The sequence below is a fragment of the Xanthomonas sp. CFBP 8445 genome (assembly GCF_025666235.1).
GTDB classification, from domain to species: domain Bacteria; phylum Pseudomonadota; class Gammaproteobacteria; order Xanthomonadales; family Xanthomonadaceae; genus Xanthomonas_A; species Xanthomonas_A indica.
On record NZ_CP102594.1, the window covers coordinates 2,745,105 to 2,765,308 of the forward strand.

A 20,204-nucleotide genomic window follows, 5' to 3' on the forward strand; every position below is an offset into this window, starting at 1 on the left:
AGCCGCGCAGGCAGCAACTCCGCAGCGCGTCCATCAGGAGTTCTTCAGCACGATCTGGTAAACCACCACGCCGGCCTCGCGGCAGCGGTCGATGGCCTTCTCCAGGATTTCGAAGAACTCCTTGAGCAGGAACATCTGCAGGTTGTCCAGGCGCCCGGAGTAGATGTCGCGGTACAGCTCCAGCATCAGCCGGTCGGCCTCGTTCTCCAGCGAACGCAGCTTGTCGTTGAGCGCACTCATCCGGTCCAGGTTCATGTTGCGCAGATCATGGACCATCTCCACCACCACCGACGCGGCCTGCTCGAGCATCGCCGCGCGCGGGGCGAAGTCGATGTGCTCCAGATGCTGGATCGCCAGCGAGTAGCGGTCGGCGAACTTCTCCACCTGCTTGGGGATCTTGTACAGCGCCGAGCCCAGCGCCTCGATGTCCTCGCGCTCGATCGGGGTCATGAAGCTGTCCACCAGCGCCTGGCCGATCTTGTCGGACGCGGCGCGCTCGCGCAGGCGCGCCAGCTTGAAGCCGTCCAGCGCCGGCTGCCGGTCGGACTCGCGCATCATCGCGTGCAGGGCCTTGGTGCTGTCGTAGGCGGCCTGCGCCGCCTCGTCGAGCAGGGTGTAGAACTGCTTGCCGGAACCGAAGATGGTCTGCAACGAAAACATGCAACGCGCTTCCCGCCGTCGCGGGAAGGACGGCACTGGGGCGGAATTATGACTGTTTGCTGACACCTGCGGGTAGTCGCGGCGGCCAGGCATGCCCCTGACGGCGTCGCGGCGGCGTGGACGCGGCCCCCACCCGGGTTTGCTACCATCGCAGCCGCGCCCTTCGCGGGCGCACCCTATGGACGATCACCCCAGCCCCCCTCCCCCGCGCCGCAACGGCGCCCATGTCCCCGCTTTCCTTGGCGCCAAGGAGCGCGCGCATGCTTGAACTGTTGATCGTGGCAGCCCTGGTGCTGCTGAACGGTTTCTTCGCGATGTCCGAGATGTCGCTGATGACCTCGCGCAAGAGCCGCCTGAAGCAGATGGCGCAGACCAGCACGCGCGCGGCCAAGGCGCTGGCGCTGGCCGAGAACCCCGAGCACTTCCTGTCCACCGTGCAGATCGGCATCACCGCGATCGGCATCCTGACCGGCGTGTTCGGCGGCGAGGCCATCGGCGTGGCGATCGCGGCCAAGCTGCAGGCGCTGTTCCCGGCGCTGTCCGCCAACTTCACCCTGTTCGGCGATCCGCAGCCGTGGTCGGCGCTGATCGGCAAGACCCTGGCGATCGTGCTGATCACCTTCCTGACGCTGATCTTCGGCGAACTGGTGCCCAAGCGCCTGGCGCTGACCCGCTCGGAGGCCATCGCCGGCTTTGTCGCGATGCCGATGGGCTGGCTGGCCTGGATCGCCGCGCCGTTCGTGTGGGTGCTGTCGCGCTCGACCCGGCTGGTGCTGCGCCTGCTCGGCCTGGGCAAGGAGGAGTCGGCCTCGGTGTCCGAAGAGGAGATCCGCATGCTGGTGGCCGAGAGCCACGAGGCCGGCGTGATCGACGCGCACGAGCGCGACATGATGAACCGGGTCATGCGCCTGGGCGACCGCACCGCCGACAGCCTGATGACCCCGCGCAATCGCATCGCCTGGCTCGACGCCAACGCCGAGCCGCAGCGCAACCTGCAGGTGATGCGCGAGCACGAGTTCTCGCGCTACCCGGTGTATCGCGGCAGCGACCAGGACATCGCCGGCGTGCTGGAGGTGAAATCGCTGGTCACGCGCATGGACGGCGACGCCACCCAACTGTTCCAGAGCCTGCGCGACACCCTGTTCGTGTCCGAATCCACCCACGCGATGAAGCTGCTGGAGATCTTCCGCGAGGAGCAGCAGTCGATGGCGCTGGTGGTGGACGAGTACGGCGAGATCCAGGGCCTGGTGACGATCAGCGACCTGATGGGCGCGGTGGTCGGGCGCCTGCAGTCGGCCGACAACGCCGACGAGGACGCGCTGGTGGTGACCCGCGCCGACGGCTCGCTGCTGATCGACGGCTCGCTGGCGATCGAGGACCTGCGCGAGCTGCTCGGCGGCGCCGAACTGCCCAGCGCCGAGGAAGGCGACTACAACACCCTGGCCGGGCTGTGCATCTACTACTTCGGGCGCATCCCGCATGCGGGAGAGTTCTTCGACTGGGCCGGCTGGCGCATCGAGATCGTCGACCTGGACGGCGCGCGCGTGGACAAGCTGCTGCTGCGCAAGCTGCAGGACGAGAACAGCGATGACATCACCGGGTGACGCACCCGGCGGCGAGCCCCGCGACCACGGCTACAGCGCCGAGGGCATCCGCACCCTGCTCGACACCTTCGTCCTCGGCGATCCGGACGAACACCTGCGGCTGCGGCTGATCCTCGCCGACCTGCAGCAGAGCGCGTTCGGCGTGTTCCTGTTCGTGGCGATCCTGCCGGCGTTCCTGCCGGTGCCGGGCCTGGCCGGCGGCATCAGCGGGCCGCTGGTGACGCTGATCGGCGTGCAGATGCTGATCGGCCTGCGCAAGCCATGGCTGCCGCGCTTCATCGGCGAGCGCGGGCCGCGCCGCCGCACCATGCAGCGCTTCGTCGGCCGTATCGCGCCGTGGCTACGGCGCCTGGACCGGCTGCTCAAGCCGCGCCTGCCGGCGCTGGTGGACACGCTGCCGGCGCGCGCCTTCAGCGGCCTGTTGCTGATCGTGCTGGGGATCCTGCTGTCGCTGCCGATCCCGTTCACCAACTACGCCTTCGGCGCGATGCTGCTGCTGTTCGCGCTGGCGCTGCTGGAGCGCGACGGCGGGCTGATGCTGCTGTCGTGGCTGGGCAGCATCGCCGTGGCGCTGAGCCTGGGATTGGCCTCGGACCAGGTGGTCGACCTGGGCCGGGAATGGATGCAGAAGCTGCGTTGATCCCAAGGCCGCAGCGGCGCTGCGCCGCTGGCCTGGCTCACTTCACCAGAGACAGTTCCACATCGCCGGCGAAGACGTTGCGCCTGTACGACGGGCGCGGCGTTGCGCTCTGCGCGGCGCGTTCGCTCGCCTGGCTGCGCGCGCGCTCGAAATACTTGCTCATCTGTTGCAAGGCCGCTTCCAGTCCACATTCGTGCGCCGGCGCCATCGGATGTTGTGCGTTCATTGCCGATCCCCTGTTTGCGTCGTTGTACGGCCATCTCCTGGGGCCGAACGCCACGCTGATGCGCGGCGCGACACGATCACATACCGGGGAAAATCAAGGCGTCGTGAAAGCAGCACATGCTGTGATACGCATCAACGCAGATGCGGCGTTACTCGCTCGAGTGCGTCTGCGCTCGTAGACACGCGCGCAGAGCTGTGCATCAGGCCGCCGCAGCCACCTGCGTCCACGCTTCTGCCGCCAGTTGGAACGAGCGCAAGCGCGCGGCGTGATCGTGGATGTTCGCGGTCAGCAGCAACTCGTCCGGCCGGTGCCGCGCGACGAAGTCGGCCAGGCCCTGCGCGACCGTGCCGGGATCGCCGAGCACCGTACAGGCCAGCGCCCGCTCCACCCCCAGCTTCTCGTGCGGCGCCCAGAACGCCTCGATGTCGTCGATCGGCGGCGGAATCAGCCCGGGGCGGCCGCGGCGCAGGTTGACGAAGCTCTGCTGCTGGGTGGTGAACAGGCGCCGCGCCTCGGCCGTGGATGCGGCGACCACCACGTTCAGGGCCAGCACCGCATACGGCGCCTGCAGCCGCGCCGACGCGCGGAATTCGCGGCGATACACCGCCAGCGCCTCGTCCATCGCATCCGGCGCGAAATGCGAGGCGAAGGCGAACGGCAGCCCCATCGCCGCGGCCAGGCGCGCACTGAACAGGCTCGAGCCGAGCAGCCACACCGGCACCTCGATGCCCGCACCCGGCACGGCGCGTACCAGTTGCCCGTCCACCGCCGGCTCGAAGTAGCGCAGCAGTTCGGCCACGTCGTGCGGAAACTGGTCGGCGCTGTCGAAATAACGACGCAAGGCGCGCGCGGTGGCCTGGTCGGTCCCGGGCGCGCGGCCCAGGCCCAGGTCGATGCGTCCGGGATACAGCGAGGCCAGGGTGCCGAACTGTTCGGCCACCTGCAGCGGCGCATGGTTGGGCAGCATGATGCCGCCGGCACCGACGCGGATACGCTTGGTGCCGCCGGCCACATGCCCGATCAGCACCGCGGTGGCGGCGCTGGCGATGCCGGGCATGTTGTGGTGCTCGGCCAGCCAGTAGCGGTGGTAGCCCCAGCGTTCGGCGTGCTGGGCTAGGTCCAGCATGTTGGCGAAGGCGCCGGCGGCGTCGCTGCCTTCGCAGACCGGGGCGAGGTCGAGGATGGAGATCGGCATCATGTGAGGCGGGTTCCTGCAGGCGATGCGATCGAATTGGGGGCACCGGTCGCCGATTGCAGTGGCTGCGGCCGGAACGCTGATTTGCGCTGGGTGTAGTGGGTGGATGTGGGCGGGACGCTTGGCTGGCTGCCGTACCCTCACCCCTCTCCCGGGGGGAGAGGGGCTTTGGCCTCTCCCTTCTCCCACCAAGAGAAGGTGCCCCGAAGGGCGGATGAGGGTGCGGCCGAAGCTTCGCGCAACCAGATCCCTGCAGACGCTGCGCGCTCCGTTCCCTCACCCCAGCCACTCTCCCGAGGGGAGAGGGGCTTTGACTGCCTGGGCCGCCGCGCTACCACGCGGGTTGCACGGCACGCCGGCTACGCTTGCGAACCCGCCCTCGCCTGGTCACCTCCATGTCGCTGATTCCGCCGCCCGCCCCCGTTCCCGCCCTGCCCTTGCGCGACCGTGTGGTGCTGGTCACCGGCGGCGCGCAAGGCATCGGCCGCGGTGTGGTGCAGGCGGTGCTGGGCGCGGGCGGCCGGGTCGCGTTCTGCGATCTCGACGCCGATGCCGGGCGTGCCTGCGTGGCCGAACTGGACGCCGGCGAGCGCCTGCTGTTCCGCCGCGTCGACGTGGCCGCCGAGGCCAGCGTGCGCCGCTTCGTCGATAACGCCTTGGCCCGCTTCGGCCACATCGACGGCCTGGTCAACAACGCCGGCATCGCCGATCCGCATACCGGACCGCTGGAGCGGCTGTCGCTGCGCGAATGGAACCGACGGCTCGGGGCAAGCCTGGGCGGCGCATTCCTGTGCAGCAAGCACGCCCTGCCGGCGCTGCGCGACAGCCGCGACGGTGGCGCCATCGTCAACATCGCCTCCACCCGCGCGCAACAGTCCGAACCGGAGACCGAGGCCTATGCCGCGTCCAAGGGCGGGCTGGTGGCCTTCACCCACGCGCTGGCGATCAGCGCCGGCCCGGCGGTGCGGGTCAATTGCATCAGCCCCGGCTGGATCGCCACCGATGCCTGGCGCATGCCGAACGCGCGACGCGCTCCCAAACTGTCGCGGCAGGACCATGCGCAGCACCCCGCCGGGCGGGTCGGCACGCCGCCGGACATCGGCGCATTGGCGGTCTATCTGCTGTCGGCACAGGCCGGCTTCATCACCGGCCAGGACTTCGTGGTCGATGGCGGGATGATGCGCAAGATGCAGTACGCCTGACGGCGTGGGGATTGGGGAGTCGGGATTGGGGATTCGTTAAAGCGGGTGTTGCCTCACCTGACGGGCCACGTGCATAGCTGGCAGCAACCCGCCTTTGCCAATCTCCAATCCCGACTCCCCAATCCCGCGGCGATCAGCCGCCCACCAGCGGCCGCAACTGCGGATCCAGCGCCACGCGTTCGTCGAAGACGAAGCAGCAGCCCTCGTAGCCGTCGCCGCCCACCTCCTCGAAGTAGCCGAGGATGCCGCCGTCCAGTTGCAGCACGTTGTCCATGCCATCGGCGCGCATCCACAGCGCGGCCTTTTCGCAGCGGATGCCGCCTGTGCAGAAGCTGACCACGGTGGCGTCGGCCAGCGCCGCGCGATGCGGGGCCAGCGCCTCCGGCAGGTCGGTGAACTTGACGATCGGCAGGGTCAGCGCGCCGGCGAAGGTGCCATGGACGACTTCCTGCGCATTGCGCGTGTCCAGCAACACCACGCGCCGGCCGGCGTCGTCGTGGCCCTGGCGCAGCCAGCGCTGCAGCGTGGCCGGCGCCACCGCCGGCGCGCGCGCCGCCTCCAGCGGCGAGGCGGCGTCGCGGCGGAAGCTGATGATCTCCGGCTTGACCTTGACCTTCAGCCGCGCGAACGGCTGCTGTGCGCTGGCGCTGGTCTTGATGCGCAGATCGGCGAAGCGCGGATCGCTGCGCAACTGCGCGTAGAAGCCGTCGATCGCCGCCGGCGCGCCGGCCAGGAACAGGTTGATGCCCTCGCCCGCCACCAGGATCGTGCCGCGCAGATCGCCGTCCTGCGCCCAGGCGTGCAGCTGCGCGGCGAGCGCGTCGGGGTCGGCGATGGCGACGAAGTGGTAGGCGGCGGTATTGGCGATCATCGGCGCATTTTAGAGCCTGCGGCGCGCGACCGCTGCAGGACACGCTGCTGCCCACGCACCGGCGACGCGCGCCAAGGCTGGGGCCCGCAGCGCCAGCGCCGCCGCTAGCCGCGCAGCAGCAGGAACGGCAGCAACACCAGCGAGGCCACCAGCAGCATGCCCAGCAAGGTCGCCAGCACGAACAGCGGGCGCTGCCGCAGCAGGCTGGCGAAGGTCTCGGCGCTGCCGTCGCGCAGCGCCGCGGCGCGCTCGGCACGGGCGCGTTGGCCGCGTTCGGCCTGGTACTCGGCCAGCAGCGCCTTGGCCCGCGCCTGCTCGGCGTCCTCGCGCAGCCAGATCCCGCCGGCGGAGATGCCGAAGGTGCCGGCGCGGGTTTCGTAGTAGCCGATGCCGGCGGCGTCGAGCAGCGCGCAGACCTCGGCGCGTTCGTCGTCGGGCACGTGACGCAGATTGAGCAGCAGTTTGGCCATGCGCCGATGATAGCCGCTGCGGCGATGCGCTACCCTTGCACGCCCTGCCCGCCGTGGACGTCCCGCATGCGCCGAATCCTGCTGCTGTTGAGCCTGTCGTTGCCGGCGTGGCTGCTGAGCGGCTGCACGCCGCCGGGTCCGCCGCCCGGCGGCAGCATCGCCGCATTCCAGGCCACCGACGAGCGCGTCGGCGATGGCGCCGAGGCCCGGCCCGGCAGCCGCGTCACCGTGCACTACACCGGTTGGCTGTACGACGAGCATGCCAAGGACAAGCGCGGCGAGAAATTCGATGCCTCCGCCGACCACGGCCAGCCCTTCAGCTTCGTGCTCGGTGCCGGCCAGGTGATCCGCGGCTGGGACGACGGCGTGGCCGGCATGCGCGTAGGCGGCAAGCGCCTGCTGATGCTGCCGTCGGATTACGGCTACGGCGCCAGCGGCGCCGGCGGGGTGATCCCGCCGGGCGCCTCGCTGGTGTTCGAGGTCGAACTGCTCGATGTCCAGCCGCGTTGAGCCGCGCCCGCATATGTCCGCTGCCAAACACGCCGCGCCGGTGCGCGGCCGACTCGCCATCGTCGGCGGCGGCCCGGCCGGGCTGATCGCCGCCGAGACCGCGCGCGCCGCCGGCGCCGAGGTCGATGTCTACGAGGCCAAGGGTTCGGTCGGACGCAAGTTCCTGATCGCCGGCAAGGGCGGCCTCAACCTGACCCACTCCGATCCATTCGCCCGTTTCGTCGCGCGCTATCGCGAGCGCGCCACGGCGGTCGGCGACTGGCTGGCCGATTTCGATGCCGATGCGCTGCGCGCCTGGGCGCGGGCGCAGGGCGTGGAGACCTACGTCGGCAGCTCCGGACGGGTGTTCCCGCTGGACCGCAAGGCGGCGCCGCTGCTGCGCGGCTGGGTGCGGCGGTTGAAGGACGCCGGCGTGCGCTTCCACGTGCAGCAGCGCTGGCTGGGTTGGGACGCGGACGGCGCACTGCGCTTTGCCGGCGCCGACGGCGAGCAGCGGGTGCAGGCCGATGCCTGCGTGCTCGCGCTGGGCGGCGGCAGTTGGCCGCAGCTCGGCTCCGACGGCGCCTGGCAGGACACCCTGCGCGCGCGCGGCGTGGAGGTGGCGCCGCTGCAGCCGGCCAACTGCGGCTTCGACGTGGACTGGAGCGCGCATTTCCGCGAACGCCATGCCGGCGCGCCGCTGAAGCCGGTGGTCGCACACTGGCACGATGCGCAGGGCCAGGCGCAGTCGCTGCAGGGCGAATGCGTGGTCGGCGAGCACGGCATCGAAGGCAGCCTGATCTATGCGCTGGCCGCGGACCTGCGCGAGGCCATCGCCGCGCACGGCCCGGCCACGCTGTGGCTGGACCTGGTACCCGGCCGCGACCTGCCGCGGCTGCAGGCCGAGCTGGGCAAGCCGCGCGGCGGCCGCAGCTTCGGCGAGCACCTGCGCCGCCAGGCCGGCATCGACGGGGTCAAGGCGGCGCTGCTGTTCGAGATCCTCGGCAAGCAGGCCGGCCAGGATCCGGCGCTGGCCGCGGCCACGCTCAAGCGCCTGCCGCTGACCCTGCAGCGCCCGCGCCCGCTGGCCGAGGCGATCAGCAGCGCCGGCGGCGTGCGCCTGGAGGCACTGGATGCGCAACTGATGCTGCGGGCGCTGCCGGGCACCTTCTGCGCCGGCGAAATGCTCGACTGGGAAGCGCCGACCGGCGGCTACCTGCTCACGGCGTGCTTCGCCAGCGGCGTGCGCGCCGGGCGCGGCGCGGTGGCCTGGCTGCAGCGCCAAGCTGCGCACTGACCGCCGCTGCGCCGCGGCGCGGGTGCTCAAAGCACCGCGATCTGCACCCGCGCCTGCGGGTCGCGCTTGGCCACGTACATGGCCTCGTCGGCGCGCTGGGTGAGCAGCACCGGGTCGAAGCCCGGTCCCGTCTGCACGGCGATGCCGATGCTCGGTTGCAGCGGCAGATGCCGGCCGCTGACCACGCAGCCTTCCGCACACGCCTCCATGATCCGCGCGGCGGCGGCCAGCACTTCGTGCCGGGCGTCGGCCAGCCCTTCCAGCAGGACCACGAACTCGTCGCCGCCCAGCCGCGCGATGCTGTCCTGTCCGCGCAGGCAGCGCTGCAGCAGCCGCGCGAAGTGCACCAGCAGCGCATCGCCGACGTGATGGCCGAAGCGGTCGTTGACGCTCTTGAAGTCGTTCAGATCCAGGAACATCACCGCTACCTGGCCCTGGCTGCGGCGCTCGTTCATGCGCCGCCGCAGCGTCTGGTTCCAGGCCATCCGGTTCGGCAGCCCGGTCAGCTCGTCGCGCAGCGCACGCTCTTCCAGCAACCGCGCCAGCCGGGTCTGCCCGGTGATGTCGCTGATCATCAGGTGCAGGCCGACCCGCTGCGGTGCCAACGCCACATCCGGGATCAGGCTGAAGTGCATGATCCGCAGGGCGTCGGTGGCATCGCACAGTTCGGCGTCGAACTGCGCCGGGACGCCCTGCAGCGCTGCCGGCAGATGCGTTTGCAGCAAGGCCTGCTGCTGTGGATCCAGCACCTCGTGCAGGCGGCGGCCGATGATGCGCTCCGGCGCCAGCCCGAACCACGCCGCATACGGCCGGTTGACGAACTGGTAGCGCAGGTCGTGGTCGAGGTAGGCGATCAGCGCCGGCGCGTTGTCGGCGATGGTGCGCAGTTGCGCCTCGCTGTCGCGCAGGCGGTGCTCGGCCAGGTGCTGCTCGGTGATGTCCTGGATGTGGGTGACGAAGTGCAGCGGACGCTGCTGTTCGTCGCGCACCAGCGACACCGCCAGGCGCGCACGCACGGTATGGCCGTCGCGGTGGTGATAGCGCTTTTCGCTGTGGTAGTCGCTGCGGTGGCCGTCGATCAACGCGGCCACCTGTTCCATGTCTTCGGCGAGGTCCTCGGGATGGGTCAGATCCTGGAAGCGCAGTTCCAGCAGTTCCGCGCGGCTGTAGCCGAGCATCGCGCACAAGGCGTCGTTGACGTCCAGCCAACGCCCTTCCAGCGACACCAGTGCCATGCCGTGCGCGGCCACCGAGAACGCGCCGGAGAAGCGCTGCCCGGCCAGCAGCGCCGCGTGCGACGCCGCACGTTCGACGCTGACGTCGCGCATCACGCAGACCGCGCCCAGGCTGCGCCCATCGCCGCCTTCCAGCCGTTCCGCATTGCACAGGACGCTGCGCGGCGCTTGCCCCTTGGCGGCGATCATGATCTCCGCATCGCGCACCGACTCGCCGCGCCAAGCACGGACCAGCGGCACCTCCTCGCTGGTCAGCAGGCGTTTGCCGCTGGCGTCGAACAGGTCGAAGTACTGCGGCCACTGCTCGGGCGGCAAGGCGCGCGGATCGGCGCCATGCCACTGCCGTGCCACCTGGTTGAACTCGCCCAGGGTGCCGTCGGCCAGACACGACACGACGCCGTCGGGCATGGTTTCCAACAGCAGGCCCAGGGTCTTGGCCTGGTCGTGGGCGATGCGCGCGTCGCGGCGCGCTTCCAGTTGCGCGGTGACCTGCCTGGCCAGCCGCCGCAGGCCCTCGCGCTGGCGCGCGTCCAGCTGCCGCGGACGGGTGTCGATCACGCACAGGGTGCCGTAGCTGTGGCCCTGGTCGCCGACCAATGGCATGCCGGCGTAGAAGCGCAGGTGCGGCGCACCGCACACCAACGGGTTGCGGGCGAAGCGCGGGTCCAGCGTGGTGTCCGGCACCTCCAGCAACTGCGGCGACAGCAAGGCATAGGTGCAGAACGCGATCTCGCGTGGATAGCCGGTGGTGCCGCTGGGCAGGCCGCAACTGGCCTTGAGCCATTGCCGGCGTTCGTCGATCAGCGAGATCAGCGCGATCGGCACCTCGCACAGCTGGCTGGTCAGCCAGATCAGGTCGTCGAAGGCCGGTTCCTGCGCGGTGTCGAGCATGCCCAGTTCGGCCAGCGCGCGCAGGCGGCCCGCTTCGTCGGCGGGCAGCGGCACGGAAGCGACGTCGGGGACCGAGGGTGGATTCATGCGCTGCACGCTGAGGAGGTAGCGGCACGATAGCGGGCGGCGGTGATGATGGCGAGCACGCCGCGAAATGCTGCAGTGCAAAAAGCACGCTACGGCCGGCTGCGACGCCGCCATGGCTGCCGGCGGCGAACCGTAGGGCGTACCGCGCCTGCCAGCCCGACGCCGCACCGACGGCATCGATCACCCGGTCGCGGCGGTCTTCTCCATGAACACGCAAGCGAGGACGATGCCGCTCGGGTGCGGATAGCCGCCCTCGCGCACCACCGCGTAGCCCTGCGCACGGTAGAACGCCACCGCATTGAGCGCCGCCGCCACCTGGATGCGCGGGCAGGCGGCCAGGCGCTGCTCCAGCGCCTGCAGCAGGCGCCGGCCGAGGCCGCTGCCGCGCAGCGTCGGGTCGACGAACAGGCCGTCGATCTCGGCACCGGCCAGGTCGACGACGCCGAACCCGAGCACGCGACCGTCGGCGTCCTCGGCGACGATCGCGCCGCCCTCGGCGACCAGCGCGCAGTACGAGGCCGGCGCCGGCGCCGCCGACCAGCGCGCGATCACCTCCGGCGGATAATGGCTGCTGCAGACCTCGCGGACACAGCGGGTGCGCAACGCCCAGAGCGTGGGGATGTCCTCGGACAGACCCGGCCGCAACCGCGTCGGCAGCGCCGCGCCGCTCATTCCGATTTGCTGTCGCGCAGGCGCCGGATCCGCTCCGGCGGCTGGAACGAATCGCTGCGCGCGTCGCCCCAGTAGTCGTGGAAGACCGCATGGTCGGGCACCGTGCGCAGCAGTTCGCCCGGCTCCAGGTAGCGGTACAGCGAGGCCAGCGAGCGGATCTCCACCTGCGAGATGCGGCGCAGGATGTGCTCCGGCCCCAGTTGCGAGGGATGCGCCAGCCCGGCGGCGCTGAGCAGTTCGCGCAGCGCCTTGAGCGTGTTGGCGTGGTAATGCGCGACCCGGGTGGCCTTGTCGGTAGGATCCAGGTGTTGCCAGCGGCGTCGGTCCTGGGTGGCGATGCCGGTCGGGCAGCGGTCGCTGTGGCAGCTCAGCGACTGGATGCAGCCCAGCGCGAACATGAAGCCGCGCCCGGCATTGCACCAGTCCGCGCCCAGCGCCAGGGTGCGCGCGATGTCGAAGGCGCTGGTGATCTTGCCGGCGGCGCCGAGCTTGATCCGCTCGCGGATGTCCAGCCCGACCAGGGTGTTGTGCACCAGCAGCAGGGCCTCGTGCATCGGCACGCCGACGTGGTCGATGAATTCCGCCGGCGCCGCGCCGGTGCCGCCCTCGGCGCCGTCGACGACGATGAAATCCGGGTACAGGCCGCTTTCCTGCATCGCCTTGGCGATGGCGAACCACTCCCAGGGGTGGCCGATCGCCAGCTTGAAGCCAGTGGGCTTGCCGCCGGACAGCTCGCGCAGCCGGGCCACGAACTGCAGCAGTTCCAGCGGCGTGGAGAACGCCGAATGCCGCGACGGCGACACGCAGTCGCGGCCCATGGCGACGCCGCGGGTGGCGGCGATCTCCGCGCTGACCTTGGCCGCCGGCAGCACCCCGCCGTGGCCCGGCTTTGCGCCCTGCGAGAGCTTGATCTCGATCATCTTGACCTGCTCCAGCGTCGCATTGGCGACGAAGCGCTGCGGGTCGAAGCGCCCGTCCTCGTCGCGGCAGCCGAAGTAGCCCGAACCGATCTCCCACACCAGGTCGCCGCCGCATTCGCGGTGGTAGGGCGAGATCGAGCCCTCGCCGGTGTCGTGATAGAAGCCGCCCTGGCGCGCGCCGGCGTTGAGCGCGCGGATGGCGTTGGCCGACAGCGCGCCGAAGCTCATCGCCGAGATGTTGAACACGCTGGCCGCGTACGGCTGCGCGCAGTCCGCGCCGATGGTGATGCGGAAGTCGTGGTCGGCGATCTCGCTGGTGGCCAGCGAGTGGTTGATCCATTCGTAGTCCGGCGCATAGGTGCTGCGCTGGGTACCGAACGGCACCACGTCCATCACGTTCTTGGCGCGCTGGTAGACCAGGGCGCGCTGCTGTCGCGAGAACGGCGCCTCCTCGATGTCGCTCTGCAGGAAGTACTGGCGCATCTCCGGGCCGACCGATTCCAGGCCGTAGCGGAAATGCGCCAGGATCGGATAGTTGCGGCGCAGGGTGCTGCGGGTCTGCAGCAGGTCCACGGTGCCCAGCACCGCCAGCACGGCGAAGGCGGCCACGCCCCAGCCCCACAGCGGCCAGATCGCGCACAGGGCGATGGACAGCGCCAGCAGCAGGCAACTGGCGATATAGGCTAGGTAACGGTGCATCGCGTTCCTCGCAGGAGTCGGAAGCCGGCGAGTGTAGAGGGTGTCGCGGGTCGGGCGCGGCGGTGGCGGCGCGGTCCGCTCCGCCCGGGTACAGCTTGCCGGTGCCGCCACCCGCGTTGCGCCGGCGGCGCGGGAGCGCGGACGGCGCTCGGCGGCATGCTAGAGGCGGTCGTCCACCGCCGCGCGCGGCCACACCGACTTGACGTCGTAGACCACCAGGTCGGGTTTGCCGAGCGCCCGGATCTGGGCGGCATCCAGGTCGCGGTAGGCCGCGTGCGCCACCGCCAGCACCACCGCGTCGTAGCGGCCGGGCACCGGGTCGGGCAACAGGGCGACGCCGTGCGCCTGCGCCGCCTGCGGATCGGCCCAGGGATCGCAGGCGTCGACGCGGGCGCCGGCCGCGGCCAGCGCCTGCACCAGTTCCAGCGCGCGGCTGTTGCGCAGGTCCGGGCAGTTCTCCTTGAAGGTGACGCCGAGCACCAGCACCGACGCATCGGCCATCGCCACGCCCTTGCCGGCCAGCAGCGCCTGCACCCGCGCGGCGACATGCGCACCGACCCGGTTGTTGACCTGGCGCGCGGTGTGGATCAGGTCCGGGTGGTAGCCGACGCTCTCGGACTTGTGCAGCAGATAGTAAGGATCCACGCCGATGCAGTGGCCGCCGACCAGGCCCGGCCGGAACGGCAGGAAGTTCCACTTGGTGCCGGCCGCGTCCAGCACGTCCTGGGTGTCGATGCCGAGCCGGTCGAAGATCAGCGCCAGTTCGTTGACCAGGGCGATGTTGACGTCGCGCTGGATGTTCTCCACCACCTTGGCCGCCTCGGCCACGCGGATCGACGGCGCGCGCCAGGTGCCGGCGGCGATGATGCCGGCATACAGGGCGTCCACCGCCTCGGCGGCGGCCGGGTTCGACCCGGAGGTGATCTTGCGGATGTCGGCCAGGCGCCGCCGGCGGTCGCCGGGGTTGACCCGCTCCGGGCTGTAGCCGCAATGGAAGTCGATGTCGCAGCGCAATCCCGAGCCCTGCTCCAGCAACGGCACGCACACCTCTTCGGTGGTGCCCGGATAGACGGTGGACTCGTAGATCACCAGGTCGCCGCGCTTGAGCACGCCGGCCAGCAGTTCGCTGGCCTGGCGCAGCGGCTGCAGGTCGGGCTGTTCCTGCGCATCGATCGGGGTCGGTACGGTGACGATATACACGTTGCGGTCGCGCAGTTCCGCCGCGTCGTTGCTGTAGCGCAGGTGCACGCCGGCGCGCAATTCCTCGGCCTCCAGTTCCAGGGTCTGGTCGTGCCCCGCGCGCAATTGCGCCACGCGCTGCGCATCGATGTCGTAGCCGAGCGTGTCGTGGCGGGCACCGAAGGCCACCGCCAGCGGCAGGCCGACGTAGCCGAGGCCGATCACGGCGATGCGCGGCGGCGCGGAATCGAACACGGGGGCAACGGGCATGCCAGTCCTTCGCGGGCACCGGCAGCGGCGGCCGTCGGCGCATGGTGGTGGATGGGGATGTCCGCACGTGCGGACCTCGCCCATGGTAAGCCGCGCCACCGGCACTGACCAAGCCGATCTGCGACATGCCCGACGCGCCGCGCGCGGTGCCTCTTCACACGCGCTGGTGCCCGCCTTCACAACGCCGTACGTGAAAGTCGGCGCGCCACATCACGCTTTGCCGCCTGACACGTGCGACTTTTGTCACGCACACCACGCCAGCACCACCTGGCCTTTACGCATCAGGGCCTAGGGTGATGGAGCGGTTGCTGCCAGGGGGGCACCATCCGCCTCTCTCTTCCCTCTTACTCAAGGAGAACTCGCGTGAGTCACGCTCCGAGCCTGCTCGTGGATGTCGAAGCCGAATTGGCGCATTGGAAAGCGCTGCACGCGGCGGGCAAACTGGGGTCGCAATCGTTCAGCGAGCATGCGCGTCTGATCAAGATGGCCTGCGACGTGTTCCTGCAGTTGCCACGCGAATCCAACGACGTGCGCTTGCAGCGCCTGCGTCAGCGCTACGACGCCGAGCACCCCTGGCCGCGCATCGCCTGGAGCGATGCCGAAACCCTGGTCGTCGCCTGCTGGGCACGCCTCGACGGATCCGAGCAGCGCGACCGCAGCCCCGATCCGGCGCACACCCCCGCCTGATCCACGAGGTCCACCATGTCCCCGCCCGCCAACCGCGACAACGCCCACGATCCGCAGCAACGCAGCCAGACGCCCGACAAGATCCACAACGACGACGCGCAATGGACCGATCGCGATCAACCCGATAGCGACCCCAAACGCGACCACGCCGATCCGGAACACGACTATCCGCGCCCGGACGGCAGCGAGTAACTAATAAGAAGCAAGCCACTCCCGCTGCGGCAGACCCTCGTCCCCGCAGCGGCAACCTCCCGCTACCCTACCGACCAGACGTGCGGCGTCAGCGCAGGCTCGAGCCGCGCACGATGCAGCGGCCGCTGAGCACCACCTTGCGGGTCGGCTGCGTCGGCGCGTTCATCCGCTCCAGCAGCAACGACATGGCGGTGCGGCCCATCTCTTCCACCGGCTGTTCGATCACGGTGATGCCGGGTTCGACCAGATCGGTCCAGCTTTCGTTATCGAAACCGGCCAGGGCCAGGTCCTGCGGAATGCGCAGGCCGGCGCCGCGCGCGGCCTTCATCGCGCCCATCAACAACAGGCTGTTGCTGGCCACCAGCGCATCCGGCCGCGGCGTCTGCGTCAGCCAGGCCTGGACTTCGGCGATCGCCGCCTCCGCGCTCGGTGCCACCTCGCGGTAGTCCGGGGCCAGGCCATGCCCGCGCATCGCCTCCAGATAGCCGTCGCGGCGCTCGGCAGCGGTGCTGCTGGTCTTGCCGAACAGGCCGCCGATGCGACGCACGCCACGGCCGACCAGATGGTCGACCAACGCGGCCATCGCCGCCGCGTTGTCGAGCACCACGCTGTCGTGGGTGCCGCCCTTGCCGGCGCGGTCCAGCAGCACCACCGGATGATCGAACGTCAATTTGCCCAGTTGGCCCTGGGTGGTGCGGGTGGGGGCGAAGATCAGACCGCTGACCCGCTCTTCCTGCATCAGTTGCAGATACAGCGCCTCGCGCTGCGGATCCTCGTCGGTGTTGCACAGGATCACACGCATGCCGGCGCGGTAGGCCACGTCCTCGACCGCGCGGATGGCCGCGGTGAAGAACGGATTGCGGATGTCGGCGACGATCAGGCCCACTACCCCGGAACGCTGCGAGCGTAGCCGCCGCGCCATCAGGTTGGGGCGGTAGCCGGTCTCGCGCACCGCCGCTTCCACCCGTGCCCGTACCTCTTCGCTGACCGGGCCGTGGCCCAGCGCGCGCGACACCGTCGAGGTCGAGACACCGGCGACCCGGGCCACGTCATGGATGCTGACGCTCACTGGCAACGTTCCCGCATCATTTTCATTTCCACTCCCTGTCGCCTAGCGTGAGGAGATAGTAGCACCGGGCTTTTCCGAAGGATTTGTGCACTGCACATTGACGATTGACTGGGAACGTTCCCACACTGCGCCCACTCGCCGCCCACCCTCAAGGAACCCGCGTGTCCCAGACGCCCTCCTCCCCCCTGGTTTCCAGCGATCTGGTCCGGATCGATGTCCAGGCCCGCGACAAGGCCGACGCGATCGCCCAGGCGGCGCAGTTGCTGGTCGCCGCCGGCTGCGTGCCGCCGGCCTACGAGGCCAGCATGCTGCGCCGCGAAGCGCTGGCCAACACCTTCCTGGGCCATGGCGTGGCGATCCCGCACTGCACCGGCGAAGACCGCCACTTGGTGCGCCGCGACGGCATCGCGGTGCTGCAGCTCCGCGACGGCGTGGAGTGGAACCCGGGCCAGACCACGCGCCTGGTGGTCGCCATCGCCGCCCAGTCCGACACCCATATCGCCCTGCTGCGGCGGCTGACCCGGTTGATCCAGGACCCGCCGCGGCTGGAGGCGCTGTTCGCCAGCGACGATCCGCAGGCGATCGTCGCCGCGCTGAGCGAGGACGCGGCCCCCACCGCGCCCGCCGCCCCGGCCAGCGACCTGGCCGAACGCTTCGACTGGACCGTGCGCTACCCCACCGGCCTGCACGCGCGTCCGGCCACGCGCTGGGTGGAAACCGCGCGCGGGTTCGCCGCCCGCATCCAGGTGCGCGCCGGCGATCAGGTCGGCGACGCCAAGAACCTGGTGTCGCTGCTGCAGCTGGGCCTGCATGCCGGCGACACGGTGACCATTTCCGCAGAAGGCCAGGACGCCGCGGCGGCGCTGGCGCGGCTGCGCAGCGTGATCGACGGCCTGACCGCCCAGGAACAGGCCGACGCCGAGGCGGCGGCGCAGCGCCGCGCCGCGCCGGTCGCCGGCTGGACCCCGCCGCAGGCGCAGCCGGCCATCGTCGGCATCGGCGCCAGCCCCGGCCTGGCGATCGGCGTGGTGCACAAGCTGGCCGGCCACGACGTCGCGGTGGCGGACACGCCGGTGCCGCTGAGCGACGGCGGCGCCCTGCTGCACGACGCCCTGCAGCGCACCCGCGCGCAGTTGCAGGCCATCGAGGAGGACACCCGGCGCCGGCTCGGCGCCGGCGATGCGGCGATCTTCCGCGCCCAGGCCGAACTGCTCAACGACACCGACCTGATCACCCTGGCCTGCCAGCTGATGGTCGAGGGCCACGGCGTCGCCTGGTCCTGGCAGCAGTCGGTGGAGCGCCTGGCCAACAAGCTCTCGGCACTGGGCAACGCGGTGCTGGCCGGGCGCGCCAGCGACCTGCGCGACGTCGGCCGCCGGGTGCTGGCGCAACTGGATCCGAGCCTGGCCGGCGGCAGCCTGGAGCAGCTGCCGGCCGCGCCGTGCATCCTGCTCGCCCACGACCTGTCGCCGTCGGATACCGCCAACCTCGACACCGGTCGCGTGCTCGGCCTGGCCACCGCCGTGGGCGGCCCGACCTCGCACACCGCGATCCTCTCGCGCACCCTCGGGCTGCCGGCGCTGGTCGCCGGCGGCGCCGACCTGCTGGACCTGGAGAATGGCGCCACCGTCATCGTCGACGGCAGCAGCGGCCGCCTGTACCTGGCGCCATCGGAAGCCGACCTGGCCTCGGCCCGCGCCTACATCGACGAACAGCAGCAGCTGCGTGCGCGCGAGGCCGAGCAGCGCAACCAGCCGGCGCAGACCGAGGACGGCCATCGCCTGGAGATCGGCGCCAACGTCAACCTACCCGAGCAGGTCGCCGCCGCACTGGCGCAGGGCGCCGAGAGCGTGGGCCTGATGCGCACCGAATTCCTGTTCCTGGAGCGCGGCAGCACCCCCAGCGAGGACGAGCAATACGCCACCTACACCGCGATGGCGCAGGCGCTGGACGGCCGCGCGCTGATCGTGCGCGCGCTGGACATCGGCGGCGACAAGCAGGTCGCGCACCTGAACCTGCCGCGCGAGGACAACCCGTTCCTGGGCGTGCGCGGCGCGCGCCTGCTGCTGCGCCGCGCCGACCTGCTGCAACCGCAGCTGCGCGCGCTGTACCGCGCGGCCAAGGACGGCGCGCGCCTGGCGATCATGTTCCCGATGATCACCTCGGCCGCGGAACTGCTGACGCTGCGCGCCGAATGCGAGCGCCTGCGCGCGGAGCTGCAGGCACCGGAGGTGCCGCTGGGCATCATGATCGAAGTGCCGGCGGCGGCGATCCAGGCCGATGCGTTGGCCAAGCACGCGGACTTCTTCTCGATCGGCACCAACGACCTGACCCAGTACACCCTGGCCATCGACCGCCAGAACCCGGACCTGGCCGCCGAGGCCGACAGCCTGCACCCGGCGGTGCTGCGCCTGATCCGCACCACCGTCGAGGGCGCGGCGCGCCACGGCCGCTGGGTCGGCGTGTGCGGCGGCCTGGCCGGCGATGCATTCGGCGCGGCGCTGCTGGCCGGGCTGGGCGTGCACGAACTGTCGATGACGCCCAACGACATCCCCGCGGTGAAGGCGCGCCTGCGCGGCAGCCGCCTGGACGCGCTGCAGGCGCTGGCGCAGCGCGCGCTGGACTGCGAAAGCGCGGCCGAGGTGCGGGCGCTCGACGGCGGAGCCGGCGCATGAGCGTCGATGCCGTCACCGTCACCCTGAATCCGGCAATCGACCTGACCGTGGCGATCGATCGGCTGCAACCGGGCCAGGTGCACCGCGCACGCAGCGCCCACGCCATCGCCGGCGGCAAGGGCATCAACGTCGCCGCCTGCCTGGCCGATGCCGGCCTGCGCTGCGCAGCGCTCGGCGTGCTCGGCGCCGGCAATGCGCCGGTGTTCGAAACCCTGTTCGCCGAGCGCGGCATCGACGACCGCTGCCTGCGGGTGCCCGGCGACACCCGCAGCAACCTCAAGCTGGTGGCCGCCGACAGCGGCGCCACCACCGACATCAACCTGCCCGGCCTGGCCCTGGACCAGGCGCAACTCGACACCATCGGCGCGCGCCTGGCCGAACTGCTGCGCCCCGGCCTGCCGGTGGTGCTCAGCGGCAGCCTGCCCGCCGGCCTGGCCGAGGACACCTGGCGGCAACTGCAGGCGCAGGCCGCCGCCGCGGGCGCGCGGGTGCTGCTGGACACCAGCGGTGCGCCGCTGCACGCCGCACTGGACGCGCCGCGCGCGCAACTGCCGTTCGCGATCAAGCCCAACCGCCACGAACTGGAGGAATGGGCCGGTACGCCGCTGACCGCCACCGCCGAGCTGCTCGGCGCCGCGCGCGCGTTGCTGGCGCGCGGCATCGGCCTGGTCGCCGTGTCGCTGGGTACCGACGGTGCGCTGTTCGTGCGCGGCGAGCAGGCGCTGCTGGCGCAGCCGCCGCAACTGACTGGCGGCAGCAGCGTCGGCGCCGGCGATGCGATGGTCGCCGGCCTGGTCGCGGCCTTGCGCGCCGACGCCGACCTGGCGACCTGCGCGCGCCAGGCCACCGCCTTCGCCGTGGCCACGCTGGGCAGCGGCGTCGCCCGCCGCCTGCCGCGCGAGCGCCTGCCGGCGCTGGCCGCCGCGGTCCGCCTGGAGACCCTGGCATGACTACCGCCGCGTCGCTGCTGTGCG

Annotated in this window: 19 protein-coding genes; 9 read left to right on the forward strand and 10 right to left on the reverse strand. The window is 71.0% G+C overall.

Translation table 11 applies throughout. The annotated features are described in order from the left end of the window. Nucleotides 1-33: 33 nt before the first annotated feature. Nucleotides 34-660, reverse strand: coding sequence for a DUF47 domain-containing protein (locus NUG21_RS11695; protein WP_263390933.1), 627 nt, complete (start codon nucleotides 658-660; stop codon nucleotides 34-36). A 260-nt stretch (nucleotides 661-920) separates the two neighbouring features. Here NUG21_RS11695 and NUG21_RS11700 point away from each other — a divergent pair, with 260 nt between their 5' ends. Together NUG21_RS11700 and NUG21_RS11705 are read left to right on the forward strand one after the other, a co-directional pair. Then, nucleotides 921-2,264 carry a hemolysin family protein gene (locus NUG21_RS11700; protein ID WP_019797718.1) on the forward strand — a complete coding sequence of 448 codons (1,344 nt, stop codon included), beginning with the start codon at nucleotides 921-923 and terminating at the stop codon, nucleotides 2,262-2,264. After that, complete coding sequence (locus NUG21_RS11705; RefSeq protein WP_160948501.1) at nucleotides 2,248-2,904, forward strand: exopolysaccharide biosynthesis protein; 657 nt, start codon at nucleotides 2,248-2,250, stop codon at nucleotides 2,902-2,904. Before NUG21_RS11700 ends, NUG21_RS11705 begins: the two co-directional genes overlap by 17 nt. Nucleotides 2,905-2,941: 37 nt before the next feature. On the opposite strand, the gene NUG21_RS11710 is transcribed toward NUG21_RS11705, so the two are convergent. Both NUG21_RS11710 and NUG21_RS11715 read right to left on the reverse strand, forming a co-directional pair. Next, complete coding sequence (locus NUG21_RS11710; protein ID WP_019798559.1) at nucleotides 2,942-3,130, reverse strand: hypothetical protein; 189 nt, start codon at nucleotides 3,128-3,130, stop codon at nucleotides 2,942-2,944. Nucleotides 3,131-3,329: 199 nt separating this feature from the next. Continuing rightward, entirely contained in the window at nucleotides 3,330-4,328 is a 999-nt protein-coding gene (locus tag NUG21_RS11715) for an LLM class flavin-dependent oxidoreductase (RefSeq protein WP_263390934.1), read from the reverse strand. Between the two features lie 392 nt (nucleotides 4,329-4,720). Between NUG21_RS11715 and NUG21_RS11720 the strand changes: the two genes are divergently transcribed. Next, the gene (locus NUG21_RS11720) at nucleotides 4,721-5,527 is read left to right on the forward strand and encodes an SDR family oxidoreductase (protein WP_263390935.1); all 807 of its coding nucleotides are present in this window, start codon (nucleotides 4,721-4,723) and stop codon (nucleotides 5,525-5,527) included. Nucleotides 5,528-5,660: 133 nt separating this feature from the next. Here NUG21_RS11720 and NUG21_RS11725 read toward each other — a convergent pair whose 3' ends face one another. Both NUG21_RS11725 and NUG21_RS11730 read right to left on the reverse strand, forming a co-directional pair. After that, nucleotides 5,661-6,398 (reverse strand): sulfurtransferase, encoded by a 738-nt coding sequence (locus NUG21_RS11725; RefSeq protein ID WP_242080977.1) that lies wholly within the window; start codon nucleotides 6,396-6,398, stop codon nucleotides 5,661-5,663. Nucleotides 6,399-6,502: 104 nt separating this feature from the next. Next, nucleotides 6,503-6,868, reverse strand: a complete 366-nt coding sequence (locus NUG21_RS11730) for a DUF6164 family protein (protein WP_242080978.1) — start codon at nucleotides 6,866-6,868, stop codon at nucleotides 6,503-6,505. A 66-nt stretch (nucleotides 6,869-6,934) separates the two neighbouring features. On the opposite strand from NUG21_RS11730, the gene NUG21_RS11735 reads away from it, so the two are divergent. Next, on the forward strand, nucleotides 6,935-7,378 hold the full coding sequence (locus NUG21_RS11735) for an FKBP-type peptidyl-prolyl cis-trans isomerase (protein WP_184502444.1): 444 nt from the start codon (nucleotides 6,935-6,937) through the stop codon (nucleotides 7,376-7,378). 13 nt (nucleotides 7,379-7,391) lie between these two features. Continuing rightward, nucleotides 7,392-8,654 carry a TIGR03862 family flavoprotein gene (locus NUG21_RS11740; protein WP_263390936.1) on the forward strand — a complete coding sequence of 421 codons (1,263 nt, stop codon included), beginning with the start codon at nucleotides 7,392-7,394 and terminating at the stop codon, nucleotides 8,652-8,654. A 26-nt stretch (nucleotides 8,655-8,680) separates the two neighbouring features. Here NUG21_RS11740 and NUG21_RS11745 read toward each other — a convergent pair whose 3' ends face one another. From NUG21_RS11745 to NUG21_RS11760, 4 genes are all read right to left on the reverse strand, one after another. Further along, the gene (locus NUG21_RS11745) at nucleotides 8,681-10,867 is read right to left on the reverse strand and encodes a diguanylate cyclase domain-containing protein (protein WP_263390937.1); all 2,187 of its coding nucleotides are present in this window, start codon (nucleotides 10,865-10,867) and stop codon (nucleotides 8,681-8,683) included. Nucleotides 10,868-11,047: 180 nt separating this feature from the next. Further along, nucleotides 11,048-11,539, reverse strand: coding sequence for a GNAT family N-acetyltransferase (locus NUG21_RS11750; RefSeq protein ID WP_263390938.1), 492 nt, complete (start codon nucleotides 11,537-11,539; stop codon nucleotides 11,048-11,050). Next, entirely contained in the window at nucleotides 11,536-13,158 is a 1,623-nt protein-coding gene (locus NUG21_RS11755; protein WP_160947430.1) for an FMN-binding glutamate synthase family protein, read from the reverse strand. The genes NUG21_RS11750 and NUG21_RS11755 overlap by 4 nt, the downstream gene beginning before the upstream one ends. Before the next feature lie 159 nt (nucleotides 13,159-13,317). After that, on the reverse strand, nucleotides 13,318-14,607 hold the full coding sequence (locus NUG21_RS11760) for a nucleotide sugar dehydrogenase (protein ID WP_263390939.1): 1,290 nt from the start codon (nucleotides 14,605-14,607) through the stop codon (nucleotides 13,318-13,320). A gap of 363 nt (nucleotides 14,608-14,970) precedes the next feature. Here NUG21_RS11760 and NUG21_RS11765 point away from each other — a divergent pair, with 363 nt between their 5' ends. Both NUG21_RS11765 and NUG21_RS11770 read left to right on the forward strand, forming a co-directional pair. Then, entirely contained in the window at nucleotides 14,971-15,294 is a 324-nt protein-coding gene (locus NUG21_RS11765; protein WP_048488963.1) for a hypothetical protein, read from the forward strand. Between the two features lie 15 nt (nucleotides 15,295-15,309). Further along, nucleotides 15,310-15,486, forward strand: a complete 177-nt coding sequence (locus NUG21_RS11770; protein ID WP_019797532.1) for a hypothetical protein — start codon at nucleotides 15,310-15,312, stop codon at nucleotides 15,484-15,486. Between the two features lie 88 nt (nucleotides 15,487-15,574). Here NUG21_RS11770 and NUG21_RS11775 read toward each other — a convergent pair whose 3' ends face one another. Then, nucleotides 15,575-16,555 (reverse strand): LacI family DNA-binding transcriptional regulator, encoded by a 981-nt coding sequence (locus tag NUG21_RS11775; RefSeq protein ID WP_019797533.1) that lies wholly within the window; start codon nucleotides 16,553-16,555, stop codon nucleotides 15,575-15,577. 161 nt (nucleotides 16,556-16,716) lie between these two features. On the opposite strand from NUG21_RS11775, the gene ptsP reads away from it, so the two are divergent. Together ptsP and pfkB are read left to right on the forward strand one after the other, a co-directional pair. Beyond that, complete coding sequence (gene ptsP, locus NUG21_RS11780; protein WP_263390940.1) at nucleotides 16,717-19,230, forward strand: phosphoenolpyruvate--protein phosphotransferase; 2,514 nt, start codon at nucleotides 16,717-16,719, stop codon at nucleotides 19,228-19,230. After that, complete coding sequence (gene pfkB, locus NUG21_RS11785) at nucleotides 19,227-20,180, forward strand: 1-phosphofructokinase (protein WP_263390941.1); 954 nt, start codon at nucleotides 19,227-19,229, stop codon at nucleotides 20,178-20,180. The genes ptsP and pfkB overlap by 4 nt, the downstream gene beginning before the upstream one ends. Nucleotides 20,181-20,204: the final 24 nt, after the last annotated feature.

Bases quoted from the DNA above. Each gene is read 5' to 3' on its own strand.
- NUG21_RS11700 (WP_019797718.1), top strand. From the start codon at position 921: ATGCTTGAACTGTTGATCGTGGCAGCCCTGGTGCTGCTGAACGGTTTC.
- NUG21_RS11750 (WP_263390938.1), bottom strand. From the start codon at position 11,539: ATGAGCGGCGCGGCGCTGCCGACGCGGTTGCGGCCGGGTCTGTCCGAG.
- NUG21_RS11755 (WP_160947430.1), bottom strand. From the start codon at position 13,158: ATGCACCGTTACCTAGCCTATATCGCCAGTTGCCTGCTGCTGGCGCTG.
- NUG21_RS11715 (WP_263390934.1), bottom strand. From the start codon at position 4,328: ATGATGCCGATCTCCATCCTCGACCTCGCCCCGGTCTGCGAAGGCAGC.
- NUG21_RS11695 (WP_263390933.1), bottom strand. From the start codon at position 660: ATGTTTTCGTTGCAGACCATCTTCGGTTCCGGCAAGCAGTTCTACACC.
- NUG21_RS11745 (WP_263390937.1), bottom strand. From the start codon at position 10,867: ATGAATCCACCCTCGGTCCCCGACGTCGCTTCCGTGCCGCTGCCCGCC.
- NUG21_RS11760 (WP_263390939.1), bottom strand. From the start codon at position 14,607: ATGCCCGTTGCCCCCGTGTTCGATTCCGCGCCGCCGCGCATCGCCGTG.
- pfkB (WP_263390941.1), top strand. From the start codon at position 19,227: ATGAGCGTCGATGCCGTCACCGTCACCCTGAATCCGGCAATCGACCTG.
- NUG21_RS11770 (WP_019797532.1), top strand. From the start codon at position 15,310: ATGTCCCCGCCCGCCAACCGCGACAACGCCCACGATCCGCAGCAACGC.
- NUG21_RS11730 (WP_242080978.1), bottom strand. From the start codon at position 6,868: ATGGCCAAACTGCTGCTCAATCTGCGTCACGTGCCCGACGACGAACGC.
- NUG21_RS11725 (WP_242080977.1), bottom strand. From the start codon at position 6,398: ATGATCGCCAATACCGCCGCCTACCACTTCGTCGCCATCGCCGACCCC.
- NUG21_RS11710 (WP_019798559.1), bottom strand. From the start codon at position 3,130: ATGAACGCACAACATCCGATGGCGCCGGCGCACGAATGTGGACTGGAA.
- NUG21_RS11705 (WP_160948501.1), top strand. From the start codon at position 2,248: ATGACATCACCGGGTGACGCACCCGGCGGCGAGCCCCGCGACCACGGC.
- NUG21_RS11740 (WP_263390936.1), top strand. From the start codon at position 7,392: ATGTCCGCTGCCAAACACGCCGCGCCGGTGCGCGGCCGACTCGCCATC.
- NUG21_RS11720 (WP_263390935.1), top strand. From the start codon at position 4,721: ATGTCGCTGATTCCGCCGCCCGCCCCCGTTCCCGCCCTGCCCTTGCGC.
- NUG21_RS11735 (WP_184502444.1), top strand. From the start codon at position 6,935: ATGCGCCGAATCCTGCTGCTGTTGAGCCTGTCGTTGCCGGCGTGGCTG.